This is a genomic window from Plesiomonas sp. ZOR0011 (genome assembly GCF_000800945.1).
GTDB lineage: Bacteria > Pseudomonadota > Gammaproteobacteria > Enterobacterales > CAMTGL01 > Plesiomonas > Plesiomonas shigelloides.
This window is the reverse complement of record NZ_JRKB01000117.1, coordinates 1-19,710: the sequence shown is the minus strand read 5'-3', so window position 1 is coordinate 19,710 and position 19,710 is coordinate 1. Positions and strand designations below refer to the sequence as shown.

Here is a 19,710-nt window from a genome sequence, read left to right as displayed (position 1 = left end):
CATCACTCCTTTGCCGCACCATTCAGAAATGCACGCAACGCAACATCACTGGTCATTGCTTGCAATGGGATCAAGCGACCATCGTCGCTAATCACCGTTGGTGTTCCAGGGAAGCGATACATGTCGAATGCCAAATCGTTACGCGCCAAGGCATTCAACCCAGCCTCACACGCTGCCGTTGATTCAGCAGGTGCTGACGGGTTCAGCATCCCAGCACTCAGGTCGAAGAGCTTGCCCCACATCTGCGCTCGCTTTTCAGCGGGAGCGCACAGCATTGGTGCAACGAGCTCAGCCGTTCGCGCTTTACCGATAAGCGTTACAGGGAAAATCTCAACGTTATATTCTTGCGATAGCGCCTGAACTGTCGGTTCAAAAACTCGGCAGTTTGAACAGGCAGGATCGGAGAAGACATAAAGTGAGCGAGGATGGTCAGAAGAAAGTCGAATGGTAAATTCTTGTTTTTCGGCCCCGTTTTTCAGACGAGAAGCTAACAGTTGTCGAGCTTCAGCAGCGTCCTCGGCTGAAAGCGTAGCGCGTTTTATTGAAACGGTTGGTTCAGGTGCCGGCATTGGCTGTTGCGGTGCTTGTAGCTCAGGTACGAACCGTGGTTGTCTTTGGTCTAATATTGGCTCCATGACAGGAATTTCAGCGCGAGAAGAGTCAGTCAACGAATACACCCACGACCCAACCAAAAACATAAACATGACGCCAGAAATTGCCAATACACTTTTATTAATGCGTTTTGGTGGCACCTCTACTGCTAAGTCATCGGACATTTTCAACAAAGCATCAGAGATGAGCTGCATTACATGGTGCGCTAACTCAGCGTTCGTAGTCTCAAATAACTTAGTCGAACCGCATAAAGCCGGATACATCACTATACGATACTCACTATGAGCCTCATCACACTCCAATTTCAGTGCATAGTGTTCCGATTTCGGGAAGTGGAGATTTAATAAAACTTTATCACCTGACCGCATCAACAGATGTTGGCCACAGATTTCAACAGAAGTGTCATTAATATTATGTGTAGACATGGCGTTATCTCATTTTTGGTCGGAAGGAATGTACGTGACGGTGAACATGGTTTTCTTCTGAAGCATTATCAGGAGACGATTGATCGCATTCATCGTCGTAGTCTTCCTCTTCTTCGTCATTAATAGCGGGAGATGCCAGTGTTGTTTCATCAATCACCGCACCGATATTTCGCAAATCTTGTTCAAGCCCATCGATAGCCAGAGTCATAATTGGCTTACTCAAGCGGACACGATAGTGAGCAGCTAAACGTTCCCACTGCGCTTGGCTAACAACGCCAGCGCCCTCAACAAATGGCCAAGGTCGGCCCGAGGAAGCCAGGGAATACCACAGCGTTCTGTCCAGTCCTTTTAACCAACGAAATCGGCGAGTAGGTAAATGCAGATCATTGTCATGTAAAGCAGTAATCGCGGTACGCACATAGTTAAATTGCTTAATCCAACTTTGTGCAGCATCTGAAGCGGTGACCTTTTTGAACGCAGCGTTAGCCAATAAGAGGTTTGGATAGCCGATTTTGTTGCGGTATTTACGATCTGATTTAAGTACCGAACGATTCAAGTCATCCAGCAATTTCTCGGCCTCTTCTCGCTTATCAAGAAAATGCTGTAAACCGAAGATGGCGAACATTGCTCGCTCATGATCATTAAATTGCTCAAATTCGGTGCCATCCTTTCGCATCGGTTGGCCCAATTGTTCAGCAAATAACTTTTCGGTGCGCTCTCGGTTTAACCGGTTATTCACTACGAGTTTATGTTCAACAGCAAACTCATCAGGCGTCATCGCGCTTTTGTGCTCTTCCGGATCGACATTGAGCAACAATGATTTCTTATCACCGTAGCACAGTGCAGGAATAATCGATGGTGAAAAGTGCGCCATGATCTTCGGGAGCGTTTCGATTGTGATATCTCGGCTAGTTCGACTGACTTGGTGACGACGAACACAAATAATACCAACGACAGTCAGTGGAAATAGAACAACTAACAAAATCCCTGCAGTCACATCCATAACCGAGAAGAACTGTGACCATGAAACGTTTTCGGCAGCATTATGCGTTTGTGCGAGCAAATTTATACGCCACACAGCATCAGCGTGAAATCGTGGAATATCGGCAATCCCCCACATGAAGTAGAGAACTGTAGTTGTTAACTCAATCGTCGATTGTCGGAAGAAAATAGCTGTAATGGCCACGATAACGAACAGGCCAACAGCAGCCAATGTCCAGTCATTGTTTGAATGAACATCATTGCGGGTTGGTTGTGCCATAGGAAACCTTGGTACGGTTGTAGTAAAAGAAGAGGCACCCAATGGGTGCCTCAGAATGAAGGATGTAAGTAGCTAGGATTGAATCAGCGCGGAGGTAAAATCAGATTAATTTCATTAGATTCAGCAATTCGCTTAGCTTGATGCTCAACATACCCCGGAATGCTGTACTCATAACTCCACTGTTTAGCACGCATTGCATTGATTTTTTCATACAACATGGCCGCTTTTCTGGTATTAATTGTCACCGCTGGTAATTCTGGGTTACCGGTATAGATAGTGAGTTGATTACCTACAAGTTCAATTGATTTCCAGTCATACATGCCAAATCCCATTACACGCACATCTTTAGGGAAAAAGAAATTTGATATTTTGGTATCAGGATGATTGATGTACAGCAATGTACCCATTTTGGTATCAAGAGCGACATAAGCCAACCCAGTCCAGCTCATTGATACATTTTGAGGCATAGGCTCACTTAACCCTGTCTCTGAAAAAAAAGACACAAATTCCTTTATATTCTTTCTTTGTTTTAAAATAGCGTTAATCGCTATAGCTATGGCTAAAGGGACTATAAATGATGATATAGCAATCAACTTATCTGAAAGATAACGACTGTTCATAAATTCATCAAAGTTAAAAACGGAATAGATTGCTACTGGTATATGAAATGGCAACACAAAAAACATATACATACCAGACAAAACGCCAGCAATTGCCACAGGCCACTTTTTACTGTAAGTATCAATACGCTTGACAGTCATATGTATCGTCCTAATCCCATCTCTAAATCTCTTACTAGTTTGGCTTTAATCAGCGCGGAGGCAAAATCAGATTAATTCCATTAGATTCAGCAATTAGCTTAGCTTGATGCTCAACATAGCCAGGGGTGCTGAACTCATAATCTAATTTCTCATTACGCATAGCATTGATTTTTTCATACAGTTCATTCGCTTTAGCTGTATGAATAGATACGGATGGCAAATCAGGGTTACCCGTATAAATAGTTAATGTTTTACCGACTACGTCAATAGCTCTCCAATCGCTTATGCCAAACCCCATCACTCGAACATCTTTTGCAGTAAAGAAGTTAAACACTGTAGTGTCAGGGTGGTTGATGTACAGCAATGTACCATTCTTTGTGTCAAATGAAAGGTAACTTAATCCTGTCCAACTTTTTGCCACATTAACAGATGAAGGTTCGTGGAAATGTTTTTCTTTAAAGAACTTCGTGAATGCTTTAATGTTTTTATTTTGCTTGTGAATAACTCTACCCAGCAAAAACATTACCAAGCAAAAAGTAATTAACAAAAAAACACCAAGCCTTACGTCAGACGATTGAAAACCATAAAACTTAACATAAGGATATAAAAATCCAACTGCAGCCGTATGCAATGGTAAAATGAAGATCAAGTACATCCAAGTAACTGTACCAATCAGAGCTACAGACCACTTTTTTGAGTATGTGTCTATATGCTTAACAGCCATTTACATCCCCTATTCATTTCATAAATGTATAAAGTTCGCTGTGCTCACGACCACTGAATGACACAGCAGCAATAATTATGGTGTTATCGATTATCTGGTAAGCTAATCTAAATCCTGATGCGCCAAGGTCAATTTTATAAACATCAGACTCCCCCATTAGCTTTATAGAAGCTGTATCTATACTCATCTTAATTCTTTGAGCAAACTCTTTTTGAATATGCCGACTAAGCGCATTCCATTCTTTTAGCGCATCAGTTCTAAACTTTACAGTAAGGCTCACTGATAACGCTCCAAATTAACATCATGCAATGTTTGTTCTGAACGCTCTTTGACCAAGATAGCTAGCTCTTGATCACCAATGTACGCCAGCATCTTCCCAAAAAGATCTGCAGGAACACAATAAAATGCAGGCTGGTTGCGATTCAAAATAGCTACTGGATACCCATCGCCCGAGTTTACAGTAGCCATTGGGTTTGTTTTTAGTTCTGTAACACTGGCAGTCACACTGCAATGAATAGTATTAGGCATAAAACCCCCACATCAAACCTTACATCATGACTTATTATACCCCGAAAAGACCTATTAACAAGTCTTTTCAGGGCTATACTGTTCAAGCTATCTACTCATTGAAACCCATCTGAATTTCCAGAGGTGTTTTTCTGCTCCATGCGCTTCATTCCTGGAGCATGACCAGCCTTACTGCCAAATCCAGCAAACATATTGCGAGTTGATTCAACTGCACCTTTCATCAATTGAGCAGCTTCACGTCCACCCAGCCATGCAATGACATAGTCAGGCAAATACACCTGCAGACTAAAAGCGGACTCCACTAAATGCGTGCACATTCTTGCATAGATCATGAGAATACCAATAATACTTACCAAGCCTGTTATCGAATCCGCCTGGACGTTAGCCATAGCAGGCAACATCAATATGTTCAGTAAGGTGCCAATAGCCACAATAACAAGACTTGCAAAAAAGAAACCAAACACCATTAATGGAGGTCTAATTGCGGCATCAATAAGAAAGACGTAACCATAGTTTGCGCGACTTCCCTTATCTTCTTCCGTTCCAATATGAGTAGCTGACCAAAGCGAACCTGCTGTCGTCCCAATTAATACACTACAAAGCCATGATGTAGTTGCCGCTATCCAATAAATTAAAGGAACAAACGCGATAAATATTGACAGGGAAAACCCGATACTAAGCAACACCAGAAGAACAAAGTATACTATTGGCGCTATTGCGCCGATAACACTTTCAGCCATAATCCCAGCACCAGAAATAGCATTAACTATTTTACCAGCACCAGTACCATTTCCCCAATCCACAAAGACTTTAGCTGCAGTAAACCCAACAAAGGTTGCCTCAGCAGCGCCAAGAGTATAATCCCCAATAGCTTTCATCTGCAGCAATGGGTTGCTCTGCGTTGAAACATCTGGATTATCACCTCCCATCACAGAGTTAATGATTAAGTTTGTAAACCTAACTCCATAAGCACCATTCATCACTTTCAACAAAGCAGAGTTAGCGGATTGAACATCATCAACATTGCTATTACCTGCAGTATTCACTGATCCGAGAGGTGGTGTAAATGTTGAGTTTTTTCTCTGCGCGGCTAACGCAATCTTAATCTCGTTAAATAATCGACCTACACCTATCTCACCAATAGTAGATTTGCTAGTAACTACAGGACTTTTATTTGCAATACTATTTAATTTTTGATTTGCTGTAGCGAAAGACTGATACCACGCACCTAATGAGATCCAGCCATTCCGTTTAAGGTATGCTGATAGCTCGCCACGAACAGAAGTCTCATTATTAACCGAGGATGCTGCAGCATTGATAGTATCTTCATACTGCCGAGCAGCTTGCTGAACCTCAGACTCAATATCAGGTAACGGCGACTGGTCACCATTCTGATGACTAAGCCACGCATTAACGAATTTTTCCGCACTATTAGATAGCTCACTATTAATTGTAGAGAATGCACTTTTTTGTGCATTCTCTAGCGGCCCGGAATTTATAGGTACATTAAATGAAAACCACCCTCTTCCTTCTGATGTCTTAGGCAGCGTCACGCTACCACAAATAGCACTACCGTTTGTTATTTTGATTTCATTGCCATCAGCAGAGCGTTGCACTGTCATTGGAGGCGTGCTGCTTCCACCGCCTTGATGCATCATAGACTGCTCTCTATTTATGGCAGCCTGACATAGATACATATCAAATATCCCCCTTGCGGCGGTGATTGTTTCTCCTGATACAGGCTGCATAATCATAGACTGTCCATCCATGATGGTATCTGCAGCTTTATCTACTAATAAATTAGCACTGCCCACCCCCATAATTGATGCCATCCACAAAAAAACCAAATTGGAGATAGACCATCCTGATGGCGTTGGAACCAATGCCATGAATCCGGCAAGAGACGACACTGGAGACATCATCGTACTCCCTTGGCCAAAAACACGGCCTCGATTCCCGCTTAAAACTGTAGCTCTCAGTGTTATTGCAACAAACCAGAAAAAAGCCAGGCCTGCAATAATGCCATTAAATACGCCATATAACTGACCGATAAAACTCACATTAGCTGGCTGCAGTGGATTATTTACCACATCACCAAAAACCATAATTAATAGCTGACGTGATAAATCTGTATTTCGTACAGCCGCAGAGTTTATTGAATCAAAGTTAACGCTATCTGCAAATGCCGGCAAAGCAAAACATGCAAGCAAAAATGCTGGCATGAAAAGCAGTAATCTTTTCATAGTTAGTTCTCACGTGACGGATGAGGTTACAAGATGACTATCAAACAGATAATGAAGGAAATCAGTCTAGCTTCCAGCTTAAGATATCCTGAAACCAATGATTGGTAGATTTCCAATCAGCGAACGACCCAAGTTCATAGGTTTGTAGTTGCCAGATACGATATTGACAAACCAACGCTTTAACGAATGACAAACAACCAAAACCAAGCAGCATAAAAAACATGCTGAGTGCTCTACATATCGCTACCGTCGATACAAATACACCAGATGAAAATCCAACAATCGGTATCGAGATGGAAATTACAGTTGCTATAACAACCAATGAAAGCCAAATTCGCTTATTGGTTAAATATCTGGAAATTAGAACCTCACGGCTATATCCACTTGCAGAAACAGCCTCATCAAACGAAATAATATCGTCTGAATTTTTTCTTCTGTTACGCTTAAACGAGCTCACTCTCTCTTTCAGCTTACTACCAGAGTATTTTATCGCCCGTAGGACACGGGCTGATTCAGATAAAGGCAGAAAAATATTCGCAGCATGCCAAGCTACTTTTCCTTTAGTTACTTTTCCCATTAGCGTATCGCTCCTGCTGCTGCTTGCTGTAGTTTCTCGTCAAGACGAGGCTGATAATATTGAGCACTACTTAAACTTAACTGCTGGCCAGAAATGATTGCGTTCTCCTGCAGCTGCTGTTTGATCCCCAGCAACAGGGCATTTTGTAAGCTCTGCACCCGAATTGACTCACGCATCAAGTTGTCTCCTTCCATCTCCTGCAGATCCGTCAGATAATCCGTGTTGGCATAACGACGATTGACTTCAAAAGACTCAAATTCGCGCAATGACATCATGCCCGTTCGCTTCGCTTCAGCTGATGCATTTTGCTCAAACCATGCCTTACTTGATGGCGTCTGCAGCGCTTCAGCCAATACCGCTTTAGTTGCCTCGTTAGGCTGGCTCGCAGCGACCATCGCCAGTTGAGGTTGTTCTGCCGCACTTTGAATCGCAGCATGCTCCGTCATCATCCCGATGTACTGACGACCACTGTCTGTTTTGACCTCACCTTTTTTCAATGACCGCCCAACATTACGCCGTGACGAGTTTTTTAAGTACATCATGGCGGCATCTGTTTGCTCCTGGCTAAAGGTGAGATCGGGAACTTTATCTTCAGCCCCTGCACCAGAGAGCAATGAGCGAATTTCTTTATCACCACCCGGCAAATCTGATACCCCACTACAAAGCTCACCCCACGCATCCACATCTTCTTGAGTGCAGTAACTGGCATGAATGCTAGCCGTGGTGAATAAATCCTTTTCAGGCGCTTCAGATTTGCTGTTAAGTACCTTTTTAATAGCGGAGTTTGTCACTCCGCCGCCCTTCGCTAAACTTGCCTGCTTCGAGCTCGCTTGGCGCGCTATCTGCGACGCTTGCCCTGAAGCGGATTCACTACAAATTGATGACGGCACGGTATAACTACGCCGAGCACTCTCTAAGTTCTCGACTTGCTGCGCATACGTCGAATATTGCTGCATATTCTCGGTCGATTGCTGGATCATCGATGCAATCTTGTCGTTACCCGCACTGATAGCGCCACCAATTTGCTGATTAGTGGCCAGAATCCCCGTCAGTGTCGTATTAGCAGCGCCTAACTGAGGCACAACCTGAGTCGAAATAGGCACGCTACTTGTGACCTCTACCGGAACTGCATATACCTGAAAACCAGATAACATCAGACTGCCCACACAGGCAGCCAGCATAGATTTTTTCATGGGGTTACCTTGAGAGTTAAATGTTATAACCACGCTCAGCGATAAGTTCGTTCGCTAGGCGAGCAATAACATTACTGTGGTCGGTTTCTTTCGCTTCTTTCTGTCGAAGGTTGATAAGTTTCTCAGCACTACCGCTTGGAAATGCCTCTGCCAAAATGCTACGAGCAGTACGCCCATCAAGCCGCTCATAGAGCAAATGACGTAACGCTGCATCTTTTTGCGAAGAGTTCAATGCCCACAGCTCTTTAGGCCCCAGCGGGTTTTTCAGTATTTGAACAACGCGACCCGTTTTCAAACGAAAGCACGCCAAGAAGGTAGTACCACTGCCATCAGGTGATGCACCTGAACCTAAATGCCTAAAAAGCTGAGCCGTATGAAGAGGCACATTAAAGTGCTCAGTCAAAAGCGGGAGATCATCATGACTTACTTGCATCAAGTACAAGCTGTTAGCCGACTTTAATATTTCTTTCGGGAAGTGATTTAAATATTGAGAGCTCAGAACAGTACGAATACCGAATTTTCGGTTCTCCAAGTCTTGGGTAACAAGTCTATTAATGATGAATGGAATATCTTTAACATTATGCAATTCATCATAGATTTTCGTTTTCACCTCCTGAGATAACTGAGTTAGTCGCTCATAATGAAACTCTCTATATATATCAGGAACCACTTCCATGAATTCATCTTTATGCTGAGGCAAGTCATAATGGCCGGCGGCAAGTTGCCCAGCGTAAAGATACATCAACCCAGTTTTAACCTGACCCGCTAACGTGTTCCCACCAACAACGTTGTTCAAGTCTATCGCAATAATCCGTGTGTCTGGGTTTAATTCAAACATCGTTCGACCAGATAACATCTGGTATGTACTCAATGCATCTGACAAACACCGACTGATGTATGACAGCAATTTTTCGTTGCTACCGTGGCGCGTAATCGTGTCAAACTGAGCTCGAATATCTTCGTTGTTCAAATGAGTTTGTAAGTCGCTGAGTTCTGGCATAGCTTGATAATGCGCTCGTGTAGCAGCCTTTAACTCACCTTTTAAAAACAGAAGATCTCTTAGCTCATACCATGTTGTTTTTCGCCACCACTCATCCTGAAACTCATTACGCAATCCAGTTTTATCAATAGCCTCATCAACGCTTGGCTCAATCGTTGGTGCATAACGAATTGGATTTATATCAGCATTATTCTCAAATGCAGCATCGATGACTTTACTTAAAATCTGACGGCAATCCTGTGCATTTGGAGGCGAGCCCGTTTCCGGATTAACACAAATCGTCTCACAAACACTCAGCATATACTCTTTTTCTGGAGCCAACGGAAACTTCAGCCCAAACTGAACATCAAACGGATTTTTACAATGCTCTCGACTATTTCTCAAAACCATCCCAACCACTTCATGCCTACGTGAAGCAGGAAGCGCATCCTGAATTAATCGAACTAATCCTTGCGCTGAAAATCCTTTATCCACATAGGACAGAAACGGCAAATTATTCTGCCCAGAAAACAAAACAGCCTCACTAAGGGCACCCAACGCCACCGACTTACCCGTTCCTGGCTCACCCGCCACAATCTCTGTAAATTTAGTCTGTAAGCTACTCGCCAGCTTCACAGGAAACGGTTTTCCATCCGGTGTCATAAATACAATGCTCGCATCATCAGCCCACGGCGTGGCTGGGCGCTGAAGCGGCAACAACGCAAGTGCTTTAGATAGTGGAGGAAACATCATTGAAGGGATACTTAAGACATTTGCACCAGGAAACGTTGCTACCCATGCCCCAATTGGATTACCAAATGTTCCCGTAACCTCACATACCCCCCACGCTTGTAACCCTTTTTGCAATAATGTGCGATTTCGTCTAGCCGCTTGTTTTGTACTACCCCAAGTGCTGGCACTAATTGTCATCCCACACACAGGATCTTTCTCATTAACACTTTTCAGCCATTCAACAGAGTCGTACACAGGTTTAATCGGCGGAATTAAAGCAGCCATACTAAGAACAACTTTTTTGCCGCCAAGCATACTAAGACCATCAGGCATAATATCCATTCGGATTCGCCATGGAATGCGAGAACTAATCTTCCCAAATAGCTGACTAAACGGCTCTGGGTACTGAGGCGCAAGAGATAACGCTAATGTGCTGTGCCAATAATCGTCGAGATGTACGAAATCACCATCAACTTTTGGCTCACAGTTGAACAGCTGATAGCGCAGGTGTGGAGACAACAAAATAGAATGATCTTTACCTTTAGGCAATCCATGTGGCCATTTAATATCGCCAGGTAAAAATGGACGCCAACGAGGGGATAAACTATTACGCTCCAGCTGCTCACGAAGCGCAAAACCAAACTCACGCGCATTCATTAAGCGTAAACGCGTACTAAAATCGCGTCCTTCACCTTTATATAAATATTTTTCCAGAGAGCTGACAAAAGTGTCATGCCGAATTTTTAGCCCTTCCAATTCATGAAGAACCGGGTTCTGGCCATAACGAGCAGGAGGCAAAGACTTCATGAGCTCATTACGTCGCTTGTCTTCATCGCGAAGATCTGACGCTGAAAATACATTCCGTGAGGTATACACCACAAGAAAAGCACGCTCTCGGGCGAGAAAAGGAACCATCTTCTCAATACGCTCATCAAGAATATCCGTCAAACTCTCCAGACCCATTCGACGAAGACTGCGATACTGATGCTCTAACAATTTATGTAACTCATCACGTGCCTTTTCTGGATCACGCTCAAAAACGAAGCTAAGTTTATGGCCAACTGATTTTAAATCGCTAGTCAGCGATTGTTTCAATTTTGATACATAGCTACTAAATAGAGAACTATCACGCTTCTCTTCTTCAGTGATGGCGGTTTGCTCATTGAAAGAACAATATGTCCCTTCAATTTCAAAAACACTGGCGTAATGCCCATGCTCAGTCCCAAAAATGTAAGGAGCATTCATTTCTGGCCGCTGTTTTTTATCTTCCTCAGTTAGGCCTATGACCGTCTGCAAATCGCAATACTGAGTGAAATCATGGCCAAGAGCATAACGAGAGGCATAGGCTAGCGCTTCTTCCACGCATTTAATGCCTGCAATTAATGGATTTTTCATGGTGTGAGTTCTCTTATGACAAAATCAGTTACGACTGTGGTACTGATTCAGCAAGGAAAGCCAAGTAGTTGTAGGGGTATCAACGGCATCGATATGTTTTCCCAAAATCTCAGGGTTTGGAATAAGTGCGATATGCCGTAAGCGCTGCTGAAGATCTTCCCGAGTAGAGGCTGATGCATGCATTAATGCGTGACCGAACTCCCCCGGATGACTGCTACCCCAGAATGCTTCTGTTTCTTTTCTATGTGAGGTTAACCATTGCAAAATAAGATTAGCACCTTGCTTCTGGCGTTCATCACCCTGTTTTCTTGCAATAATGACGGCTCTTAATAAGTGGCTAATATCTTCAGGGGCCAACTCCGGCAAATACACCATAACCCCATCGTTTGCACCTAATTGATTCAAATGACGGCCATAAATACAAACAGGACAAGCTAATCCTAAATTATTATCAGCCGTATTTTCTGGGTTGTTATCTCTGAAAATAAGTACATTTAGCTTGCTTTGACAATGACAAAAACCACAGTGGTTATTCTGTAATGCCACTGCACGCTGCTGTAGCGATGCTGGAACAGTTTTTGACTCATGCCCCCATACCTGCTGCTCAATGCCAAAATTTTGCAGTCGCACAGGGAAAGTTAACCGTAAATACTCAACCTTTACCTTTTTCCATCGCTTGCCATTTTTACGCAAGTTTTCTGTCAGAATCGATGACTCTAGTGTCGTTAAATGTTCCATCAATCTGGCTAAAGAAAGCAAGTTTACATTGCAATCACAGCCTGCTTCATTTCGCGTTACACCACAGTAGTAAAACTCACTGGACAATGGTGCAACCAACTGGCTAAACACAGTATTATCAGGCGCTCTCAATTCAATGCGAGAAGAAGATATATCAGCATCATCATCCGAGAGACATGGTTCAATTATTACCGGGTAAATAACACTGACGTTTTCCGGAAACGGACTCAAAGCATCACTCCTTATTGATGATTAAATGCCCCGGCATATATGCCGGGGCATTAGGCTAATTAGCTGATGCTAACTGGGCTCAACTGAATGGTGTTCTGACCTTTTTTGATGAATTGTTCAATGGCAATCAGAATGCAACCAACACCAATAAAGGTTAAAATTGCAGTCCATGAAATTTGAGGGTTTTTCTTCTTGGCCAACCACAGAACAACCCCAATAACTACACAAGCAACGCCGCCAAACTTAGCCAACTTGATCCAACTCCCTGTTGATTTTTCAGCCCCATCGGCAACCGCATTAAACATACCAAATAGATCATCATCAGCATGTGCTGGTAACGCCATAAAGCTAAACACCCACACTAATACAGCTACAAAACGGTCTCGCAGAGACGCAATAGCCAGCCATACACGAACAGATGCAACCAAGGTTAAATTACGCATTATTTTCTACTCCATTTGATATTTAATTAGTTCCAGGTCAAACCCAGAGTGTTTTGCAGCGCATCAAGCAATTGAGGATTACACGCAAGTAAAATTCCACAAGTCATCATAACTAGGCCGGAAGATACATCCTCCCGCGCCGATAAGCCGGTATGTCCATCAACAAGAGAACGTCTACATTTCGATATCCCCATAAAAAAATATAACCAGCCAACAGTACTCAATAATGTAAGCACTGCATTAATTGCTAACTTTGCCTGCCCCAGAGATTCAGGGGCATAAGCAATGGCATTTAAGGGCGCATCATTAAAACTCAGTGTATGCGCCGCTTTATTCATCATTTGTTGTAAAGAAATTAAAGCCACACCAAAAAGAATCGATGCGAACGCTTTTAACTGACTTGCCGGTTGACCTCTTCGAGACTGCCTCACAACCGAGGCTAACGTCACGATACAACCGAGAAGGCCAAACATGAGCCCAAGAGCAAAAATCAGCCTTAGTCCGCTAGCTTTCAGATTGTCAGCCACATGGATCAATATCTGAATTGCATCCATACATCCCCCTTAGCGGATGGTGCCTTTATCCGTCACTACCACACGACGTGCGGGATCAATACTGCGTATAGACAGGCCTTGAATATCATCACCAGGTCGGACAGCCCACGTGCTGCCGCTATGACTGATCCACGCCATCCCTGTGTATGCAGTGTGAACTTTCCATCCCTTAATACCTGCTGTAGTGCGAGCGTTCGTGCGTTGAACAACCGGCTGCGAAGTTCGTTTTTTTGCTACTGATTTAGTTTGGGCGCGCGGCGCTGCAGCTGCTGCTACCGATGCAATTGGACGTTGCTGTAAGTCCTGCAGCAATCGCTCTGCCGCCAGTAAACGACGCTCCAACTCAGTGACTCGTCGATCCAAGACAGTAATAGCCTCCTTATTTGCCTCACCTGATAGCTTGATTTCGTCAAGCTGGCGTGTATCTACTACCGGTGTAGCAACTTCAGGGGGGTTCACCTCTGCTACCGGTGTATTTTCTGGCTCAACCACGGCAGGCACAGGGGAAGGCAATGCCAGCTCGTCATTTGCCGGTACAGATTGAGGTGGCTCATCAGCGATAAACTGTTTCGGTGGAGGTGAATCAGGCCATGTGACATAAACAGCTAAAACAACGATAGCTGCAGCGGCAATAGCTAAATCCTTTACCTTAAATCCCTTAATTTGAAGTGGGGCTTTCTTAGTTTTTTCAGTAGCTTTGGGCTTAGATGGCGTATCGTCTTTATCCACTTGAATTTTTGACACAAGTGGGTCATGCGGCTCTACGTCCTCATCAAAAAATTTATCTGCCATACGAAGTCTCTTTTATTGGCGGGTGAAAGCGTTATTGACGGGTTTGAATGTGTTTTCTGTTGGCGTATTTGTTTCTCTGTCGCTCTCTTTAACTGCGGACATAAACAGCAACGCAATACTTTGCCCACGTTCGACGATGACTTGTTTAACCGGCAGTTTTTGCGCATCGTTGGCAACAACTTGGCCAGCTTGTTGGGCTGCACCACCCAAGATAGTGCCAGCGACCGCTTTGCCATCCGGCATCCCTACTCGTCCTTCAATCGTACTCATACCGTTGCTCAAGATTTGAGTGTTGGCGCTTGCATAAAGCTGCCCTCCCAATCCTAAGCCATGAGCAATTGCAGGTAGCAAAATGCGTGTTGCATAGCGATTGTTCACACTAGATGCCACTGATGATTGGAGTGAATCAGGCATAGCGGCCCACACATCCACACGCCATGTATCCTGATTCCATGTCATTTTGGTGAAATGAATGCTGACACCATCCCCCGCTAATTGAACGCCATTTGACATCAACATGGCTCCAGCAAACTTGCCGGCAGGAATACGCGCAATGACTTGCGAACTCGTGTTATCAGAATCAATGGCAGTATCTATCACGCCGCCAGGTCGAGAGCCGGCAGGGATAATCACGCGATCCTGTTTGCCACTCGGCCCGGTAGTCGCTTGCGAGTCATTAGCAAAAGTCGGAGATAAACTTTCAGTCCATTCCGCATACGGATTAACCTGTACGGCATTGTTTCCTCCACCTTGCCCATTAACTACACCAGCCACGGTAGCAAGTTGGCCCGTGGGCGCAGCACGCTGGGTAACCATCTCCTTGATAAGCGCTTCGAGTGCTTTTTTCTGGTCAGGATCTATCCCCGGAGCCGGTACTGGCTGTGGCTGAGGGGGGTAATATGCGACAGAAGTGGTTTGCGGTGGCGGTGAGACTGGCGGAGGTGTAATTGGTAGTTCTTGTTTTATCGTTCCAGAATCGAGAGAAGCAATGAAACTGGTATTATTTTGTTGTGCCAGCTTCGCCCCTTCCGCATTACTTTCTTTTAGAACCTTCCTGTAATGCGGAGATTCAGGAGCATCTTTACCGGTACCATTAAGCGTATTATCCACATTAATTCTTGACGCTGCCGGCGGTGGTGTATTCATCCACGATATCAGAAGATAGATACCAAAAGATAAACTCAAAACAGCTGCAACAATTATTGCACCCGTTTTCTTTACATCACGACTAACGTCCTTTTCAACATTTACGCCCATATATCACTCCAGAGAAATGGAAAGGTATTCCGTTTTACCCGCGTGTGAGAATGCAACTTCTGGCGTCAGAGGCAGTTTATATAACAACGTACCGTCACCCGACGCCTGAGTTAGCTCAAATTCATCACGAATCTCACTACGAGTCCGAATATAAAGATCATCACCCATCTGCCAAACCTGAGTATTAGGAATGGCACCTTGGCTCTTTAATCGAATAGCGTCTTTAGGAGGAACACCATCTAAAAATGCTTGTAGCGTTGCATCATTAAGACCGATTTTTGATTGGCCTGATGGCATTTTTTTCGCTTGAGGGCCACGCTGTGGAATCCGTAAATCGAGGCGAATATCAATAACTCGCGAGTTAGCTTTACTCTCAGGCTCTCCACTGTTCACATCAATAATGACGGGAACAGCCAACCCCTGCAGATACACCGTAATATTTCCACGGTCATACTGTCGCGTCGCCTGAACGGACATTAAGCTACTGCCAGGAATGTAATTCACCGCAAACCGGCTGTTTGCATTATAAGGCGGCGCAGCTAGCGGCCACGGTGCGCCTGTACTATCAGTAAACATCACTGAGCTGGCCTGAAATGTTGTTGTCCGTAAGACGGGCAACGACGCACCAGGGGAAAGATTAACGGTCAACGATGAAATTCGCGGAACAACATCTGCTGCTTGCCATGCTCGACCTCGGCTCGCTTCATCCATTGCTTTTCCCAGCATTTCTACACCGGCTTGGCTACCCAACGGATTAACTTGTTCCATCGCCCATGCCTCTGCAGCGGTAGGCGGTGCAGGTGGTGCGGCTTGACGCAATGGCGCAGTAATGTCTGCTTGAGGTGTTGACACATTAGGCTGTGCTGACGTCGTCGGAGATGCATTCGATTGAGTATTAGTCTGGACACTTGCAGTACGAGCAGGAGCCCATTCAGATGCGATAACAGAGGAAGATGACAGCAATAACATGATTGCTGTCACAATTCTTTTTTTCATAGAAAGTCCAAATTTTATTATCGAGCGTCACGTGTAACAACAGACGTTGCTTCAATGCCTATTGGTTTCGCGTTGACATCAGCTCGCTGAATACGAATAGTGAAGATAAAGTTTTGCGATGGATAACTTTTTGTTTGCCCATCTAAGCTAAGCGTCACGGGATATTGAACATCCCAGATATAAGGCCCATTCTCGACTTCACGACCACGTCGGTAAATTACGCCTTTTCGAGTCACATTTGCTGACATAATCAACTTATCCTCAACAACTCTTTTAAAGATGTTTGAATTAGTCAGCGCTGAATAATAACTTCTAAAACCAGACTCAGAAAAATTTTGCTGCTGGTCGTTAATTTGTGAACGGTAGTTCTTGAAATCAAGCTGAAAACCTTTCCGAATGAGCTTATCTCCAAAATCGATAATGCCATCATCTGAGTATGCTGGCTCACTTGTTGGATGCTGCTCTAACACACTGCCATTTACCGTAGCGAAATATTTTGTCTCCTTCTCCACAGCTTTAATTCCCAACCAAACGACAAATGGTGTCCATATTGCTAGAAGCAATAAAGCAATTAAGGCTACTTGCAGCGCAGTACGTGCAAATTTCGCATTCAACATATTTTTTTGTTGAGCGACTATCGCTGCCTCAAATGGATCAAGTGAATGGTCTAAATCTTCAGATGGCGCAGATGATGAAGCCTCCATTTCGGAGGCTTTATTATTTTCAGTCACAAGTATGTCCTTTCAGTTCAGAGAGATGAAAGAAGAGGGTTTATCACTGCTTGAGCTCGGAGGCGCAGAAGCCGCCGGCATTACTTGCTGCGGCAATTGAATTGGCTGAGATTGAATCTTCGGTGCATACGAACTGTACGATGACAGCTGATTCGATAACTGGTTAGTTAGCTGGTTAGTCAAATCACCCCACGGATCAATCGTGGACGGGACATAATCATTGATTTTGTCCCGTGCGGCCTCACAGACCTTTTGCCCAATTTGGTTCAGTACATCAGACAAATTGGGAAACGTCGGTGCAGTAATTGTCGTAGAGATAGTGCCAAGGCAATCGCCGAGCGACGCAGAAATTGTATTCTGGCGTTTCGCCCACGCCTCCGCTGCCTCTTTCGCCTTGTTGTAACCGGCCTGACTACCAATTTCAGCAGCAGCCCCCGCACGACACGATGCAGCATCAGCCGCAGAAACACACGCCAGAAAAATGAACGTGGAACACAATAGACGAAACATGATGACCTCACATCGTTGGTTGAGGGTGCGCCGGCGCTGCCTGCATGCGAGGTGCCTGTGCTGGTTCTTCAACTTTCGGCGGAGTGTATGCCTGAGTGAATCCAAGCTGGTTATGCAGGGCCGGCGGGATCTTTTCCGGGGAAACCAACGGTACAGCAAATTTAGGCGCGTCTGGCCCTTTCATCTGGAAAGCGAAAGTATCGTAATTGGATACACCATTTGCGACGTTATTCACTGCCGAAGCATGACCGATAAGCTGCAAATCTCCATTCGCTTGAACTGCATTTATCGAAAGCCACGTATTTCCATTATTCCCCTTGCAGATTCGGGCTAAGACATTTTGCAACTGCCCTTCATGACGAACTACACCCTGAAGATAATTGCCGTGACCTTTAACTAAATGCGCCAACACATCACCATTTGCGTCTCGCGCCTGCATGACCACCGACCCAGCTGCTTTTGAATGCGTTGGCAGCGGTACATTAACTGGCTGCGATTGCGGTGTAGCACAACCGGCACCATCAGGCGTGGTATAAAGCAAGCCATGCCCTGTCGGCGGAGCAACAGAAACAGAGAGCTGCGCAGATTGAACAACATTCTGCTGCAACGTCCAGAATGCATTGCCGTCATAGGCTGATAGCTCAGCAGGTGCAACGGCATTCCGGTCAGACACCAATAAACGATTATCCTCGGCGGGCTTAATTGCCCATTGATTTCGATGCGTCTCCAATGGCTTAAACCCAGTGACAATTCCGTTATCATCCGTATTCGGAACATTAATAGTGACCGGTTTTTTGCCGAGAAACTGCAGCTTAATCATGTCTCCAATTTCTTTGCCGCTATCTGCAAGCGCTTGCTGAAGTTCAATCCCCCAATACGTCTTATTGCCGTCTTTTGTCCGCAACTGCACATAGAAACTCTCGCTCTTATTCTCATCGAACAAATAAGGCGCTTTGCCGGCATCAAGTAACTTCCCGGTCAGACCTGTGCGCAAGACCTCTCGCTCAAGCACGTTAAGTGGCGGAGTTTCAGATTGAACACTTGATTTATTACTTGGGGCGCTCATTACAGGCTCAGTTGCAGCAACTGGCGTAGGAGCTACATTAGGCTGAACGGCAGTCACTGGCGCAGGAGTATCTGGTTGAGCAATAGGTTCATTCGATACGGGAGCCACAGACTCAGGAGCCGGAGCCATCGAACTATCTGGCGTCTCAGCAGCACCAATATTCAACCCATTTTGCGGAATATCATTTTCAGCCCGAGCCTTTAATAGCTCTTCAAACTGCTTCCGCTGCAGTGGATTCTTCAAATGCACATCAATCTTGTGATCCGCAATCAGCGTCATCGTTCGCAGAATAAAATCATCGCTACCGGTGATTTCTACAGCACCACGCTGATTCGCTTTAGCGGATAGTAACGCAGCCAAAATCATGCGGTCGTTCTCGCTAGATTCTGGCGTAGCCATCACTATACGGTCACCGTAATCTCGGAAAGCATCTTCACCATCCAGCGAATACACCCAAGTTTTACCATCTTGGCGGCTTGTTAAACCCTGAAGTAGTTCATCCAGATTAATCGGCGTTACCGATGACTCCTGTGGACTAACATCACCAGGCAAACGACCGAAGGTAAAATTAAAACCGTTCTCGACAACCGGTGGAACATCATCAGAAGCAACTGAATCAAACGGCATAGCCGATTCAGGCGCTAATGTTGCGGATTCAGATGGTTCAAGGTCGGCTGTTTCTGGCGTGGAGGTTGCTGCTAATTCAGGGGATTCAGGAGATGCTTGTTCTGGTTCATTTACCGCCGGTTCTGGTTTATCCGGCTCTGCTGTTGGTTCTGGTTCACTTGCCGCTGGTTCTGGTTTATCCGGCTCTGCGGTTGGTTCTGGTTCACTTGCCGCTGGTTCCGGTTTATCCGGCTCTGCGGTTGGTTCTGGTTCACTTACCGCCGGTTCTGGTTTATCCGGCTCTGCCGTTGGCTCTGGTTCACTTGCTGCCGGTTCTGGTTTATCCGGCTCTGCCG

20 protein-coding genes are annotated in these 19,710 nt (G+C 44.9%); 1 reads left to right on the top strand and 19 read right to left on the bottom strand.

The annotated features are described in order from the left end of the window. Positions 1-2 precede the first annotated feature (2 nt). From L975_RS17420 to L975_RS16570, 19 genes are all read right to left on the bottom strand, one after another. Entirely contained in the window at positions 3-1,037 is a 1,035-nt protein-coding gene (locus tag L975_RS17420) for a DsbC family protein (RefSeq protein WP_052181563.1), read from the bottom strand. Between the two features lie 4 nt (positions 1,038-1,041). Next, a complete protein-coding gene (locus L975_RS16655; RefSeq protein WP_047709366.1) occupies positions 1,042-2,298 on the bottom strand; it encodes a hypothetical protein in 1,257 nt (418 codons plus the stop codon). 83 nt (positions 2,299-2,381) lie between these two features. After that, on the bottom strand, positions 2,382-3,059 hold the full coding sequence (excA, locus tag L975_RS17415) for a plasmid IncI1-type surface exclusion protein ExcA (protein ID WP_052181562.1): 678 nt from the start codon (positions 3,057-3,059) through the stop codon (positions 2,382-2,384). A 49-nt stretch (positions 3,060-3,108) separates the two neighbouring features. Further along, entirely contained in the window at positions 3,109-3,783 is a 675-nt protein-coding gene (locus tag L975_RS16645) for a hypothetical protein (protein ID WP_047709365.1), read from the bottom strand. Between the two features lie 13 nt (positions 3,784-3,796). Beyond that, positions 3,797-4,063, bottom strand: a complete 267-nt coding sequence (locus L975_RS16640) for a type II toxin-antitoxin system RelE/ParE family toxin (protein ID WP_047709364.1) — start codon at positions 4,061-4,063, stop codon at positions 3,797-3,799. Beyond that, the gene (locus tag L975_RS16635) at positions 4,060-4,311 is read right to left on the bottom strand and encodes a type II toxin-antitoxin system Phd/YefM family antitoxin (protein WP_047709363.1); all 252 of its coding nucleotides are present in this window, start codon (positions 4,309-4,311) and stop codon (positions 4,060-4,062) included. The genes L975_RS16640 and L975_RS16635 overlap by 4 nt, the downstream gene beginning before the upstream one ends. A gap of 95 nt (positions 4,312-4,406) precedes the next feature. After that, entirely contained in the window at positions 4,407-6,554 is a 2,148-nt protein-coding gene (locus L975_RS16630) for a DotA/TraY family protein (RefSeq protein WP_047709362.1), read from the bottom strand. Between the two features lie 61 nt (positions 6,555-6,615). After that, a complete protein-coding gene (traX, locus tag L975_RS16625) occupies positions 6,616-7,131 on the bottom strand; it encodes a conjugal transfer protein TraX (protein ID WP_047709361.1) in 516 nt (171 codons plus the stop codon). After that, a complete protein-coding gene (traW, locus tag L975_RS16620; RefSeq protein WP_047709360.1) occupies positions 7,131-8,324 on the bottom strand; it encodes a conjugal transfer protein TraW in 1,194 nt (397 codons plus the stop codon). The genes traX and traW overlap by 1 nt, the downstream gene beginning before the upstream one ends. Positions 8,325-8,340: 16 nt before the next feature. Further along, on the bottom strand, positions 8,341-11,430 hold the full coding sequence (locus L975_RS16615) for a conjugal transfer protein (RefSeq protein WP_047709359.1): 3,090 nt from the start codon (positions 11,428-11,430) through the stop codon (positions 8,341-8,343). A 24-nt stretch (positions 11,431-11,454) separates the two neighbouring features. Continuing rightward, entirely contained in the window at positions 11,455-12,399 is a 945-nt protein-coding gene (locus L975_RS17410; RefSeq protein WP_052181561.1) for a hypothetical protein, read from the bottom strand. 59 nt (positions 12,400-12,458) lie between these two features. After that, positions 12,459-12,842, bottom strand: coding sequence for a DUF6750 family protein (locus L975_RS16605; protein ID WP_047709358.1), 384 nt, complete (start codon positions 12,840-12,842; stop codon positions 12,459-12,461). A gap of 26 nt (positions 12,843-12,868) precedes the next feature. Next, positions 12,869-13,396, bottom strand: coding sequence for a conjugal transfer protein TraQ (gene traQ / locus L975_RS16600; RefSeq protein WP_047709357.1), 528 nt, complete (start codon positions 13,394-13,396; stop codon positions 12,869-12,871). Between the two features lie 9 nt (positions 13,397-13,405). Next, complete coding sequence (locus tag L975_RS16595; protein WP_047709356.1) at positions 13,406-14,188, bottom strand: hypothetical protein; 783 nt, start codon at positions 14,186-14,188, stop codon at positions 13,406-13,408. 12 nt (positions 14,189-14,200) lie between these two features. Next, entirely contained in the window at positions 14,201-15,445 is a 1,245-nt protein-coding gene (gene traO, locus L975_RS16590) for a conjugal transfer protein TraO (protein ID WP_052181560.1), read from the bottom strand. A gap of 3 nt (positions 15,446-15,448) precedes the next feature. Further along, on the bottom strand, positions 15,449-16,441 hold the full coding sequence (locus L975_RS16585) for a DotH/IcmK family type IV secretion protein (protein ID WP_047709355.1): 993 nt from the start codon (positions 16,439-16,441) through the stop codon (positions 15,449-15,451). A gap of 17 nt (positions 16,442-16,458) precedes the next feature. Continuing rightward, positions 16,459-17,172 (bottom strand): DotI/IcmL/TraM family protein, encoded by a 714-nt coding sequence (locus L975_RS16580; RefSeq protein WP_230400825.1) that lies wholly within the window; start codon positions 17,170-17,172, stop codon positions 16,459-16,461. Positions 17,173-17,184: 12 nt separating this feature from the next. Beyond that, positions 17,185-17,682: a hypothetical protein gene (locus L975_RS18370; RefSeq protein WP_072033094.1), complete on the bottom strand. Its 498-nt coding sequence runs from the start codon at positions 17,680-17,682 to the stop codon at positions 17,185-17,187. Between the two features lie 7 nt (positions 17,683-17,689). Then, positions 17,690-19,375, bottom strand: a complete 1,686-nt coding sequence (locus L975_RS16570; protein WP_047709354.1) for an LPD7 domain-containing protein — start codon at positions 19,373-19,375, stop codon at positions 17,690-17,692. Positions 19,376-19,407: 32 nt separating this feature from the next. On the opposite strand from L975_RS16570, the gene L975_RS16565 reads away from it, so the two are divergent. Next, a partial coding sequence (locus L975_RS16565) for a hypothetical protein (protein ID WP_156121240.1) occupies positions 19,408-19,710 on the top strand: 303 nt, incomplete at its 3' end.

Bases quoted from the DNA above. Each gene is read 5' to 3' on its own strand.
- L975_RS17420 (WP_052181563.1), bottom strand. From the start codon at position 1,037: ATGTCTACACATAATATTAATGACACTTCTGTTGAAATCTGTGGCCAA.
- L975_RS16655 (WP_047709366.1), bottom strand. From the start codon at position 2,298: ATGGCACAACCAACCCGCAATGATGTTCATTCAAACAATGACTGGACA.
- excA (WP_052181562.1), bottom strand. From the start codon at position 3,059: ATGACTGTCAAGCGTATTGATACTTACAGTAAAAAGTGGCCTGTGGCA.
- L975_RS16645 (WP_047709365.1), bottom strand. From the start codon at position 3,783: ATGGCTGTTAAGCATATAGACACATACTCAAAAAAGTGGTCTGTAGCT.
- L975_RS16635 (WP_047709363.1), bottom strand. From the start codon at position 4,311: ATGCCTAATACTATTCATTGCAGTGTGACTGCCAGTGTTACAGAACTA.
- L975_RS16630 (WP_047709362.1), bottom strand. From the start codon at position 6,554: ATGAAAAGATTACTGCTTTTCATGCCAGCATTTTTGCTTGCATGTTTT.
- traX (WP_047709361.1), bottom strand. From the start codon at position 7,131: ATGGGAAAAGTAACTAAAGGAAAAGTAGCTTGGCATGCTGCGAATATT.
- traW (WP_047709360.1), bottom strand. From the start codon at position 8,324: ATGAAAAAATCTATGCTGGCTGCCTGTGTGGGCAGTCTGATGTTATCT.
- L975_RS16615 (WP_047709359.1), bottom strand. From the start codon at position 11,430: ATGAAAAATCCATTAATTGCAGGCATTAAATGCGTGGAAGAAGCGCTA.
- L975_RS16605 (WP_047709358.1), bottom strand. From the start codon at position 12,842: ATGCGTAATTTAACCTTGGTTGCATCTGTTCGTGTATGGCTGGCTATT.
- traQ (WP_047709357.1), bottom strand. From the start codon at position 13,396: ATGGATGCAATTCAGATATTGATCCATGTGGCTGACAATCTGAAAGCT.
- L975_RS16595 (WP_047709356.1), bottom strand. From the start codon at position 14,188: ATGGCAGATAAATTTTTTGATGAGGACGTAGAGCCGCATGACCCACTT.
- traO (WP_052181560.1), bottom strand. From the start codon at position 15,445: ATGGGCGTAAATGTTGAAAAGGACGTTAGTCGTGATGTAAAGAAAACG.
- L975_RS16585 (WP_047709355.1), bottom strand. From the start codon at position 16,441: ATGAAAAAAAGAATTGTGACAGCAATCATGTTATTGCTGTCATCTTCC.
- L975_RS18370 (WP_072033094.1), bottom strand. From the start codon at position 17,682: ATGTTTCGTCTATTGTGTTCCACGTTCATTTTTCTGGCGTGTGTTTCT.
- L975_RS16570 (WP_047709354.1), bottom strand. From the start codon at position 19,375: ATGCCGTTTGATTCAGTTGCTTCTGATGATGTTCCACCGGTTGTCGAG.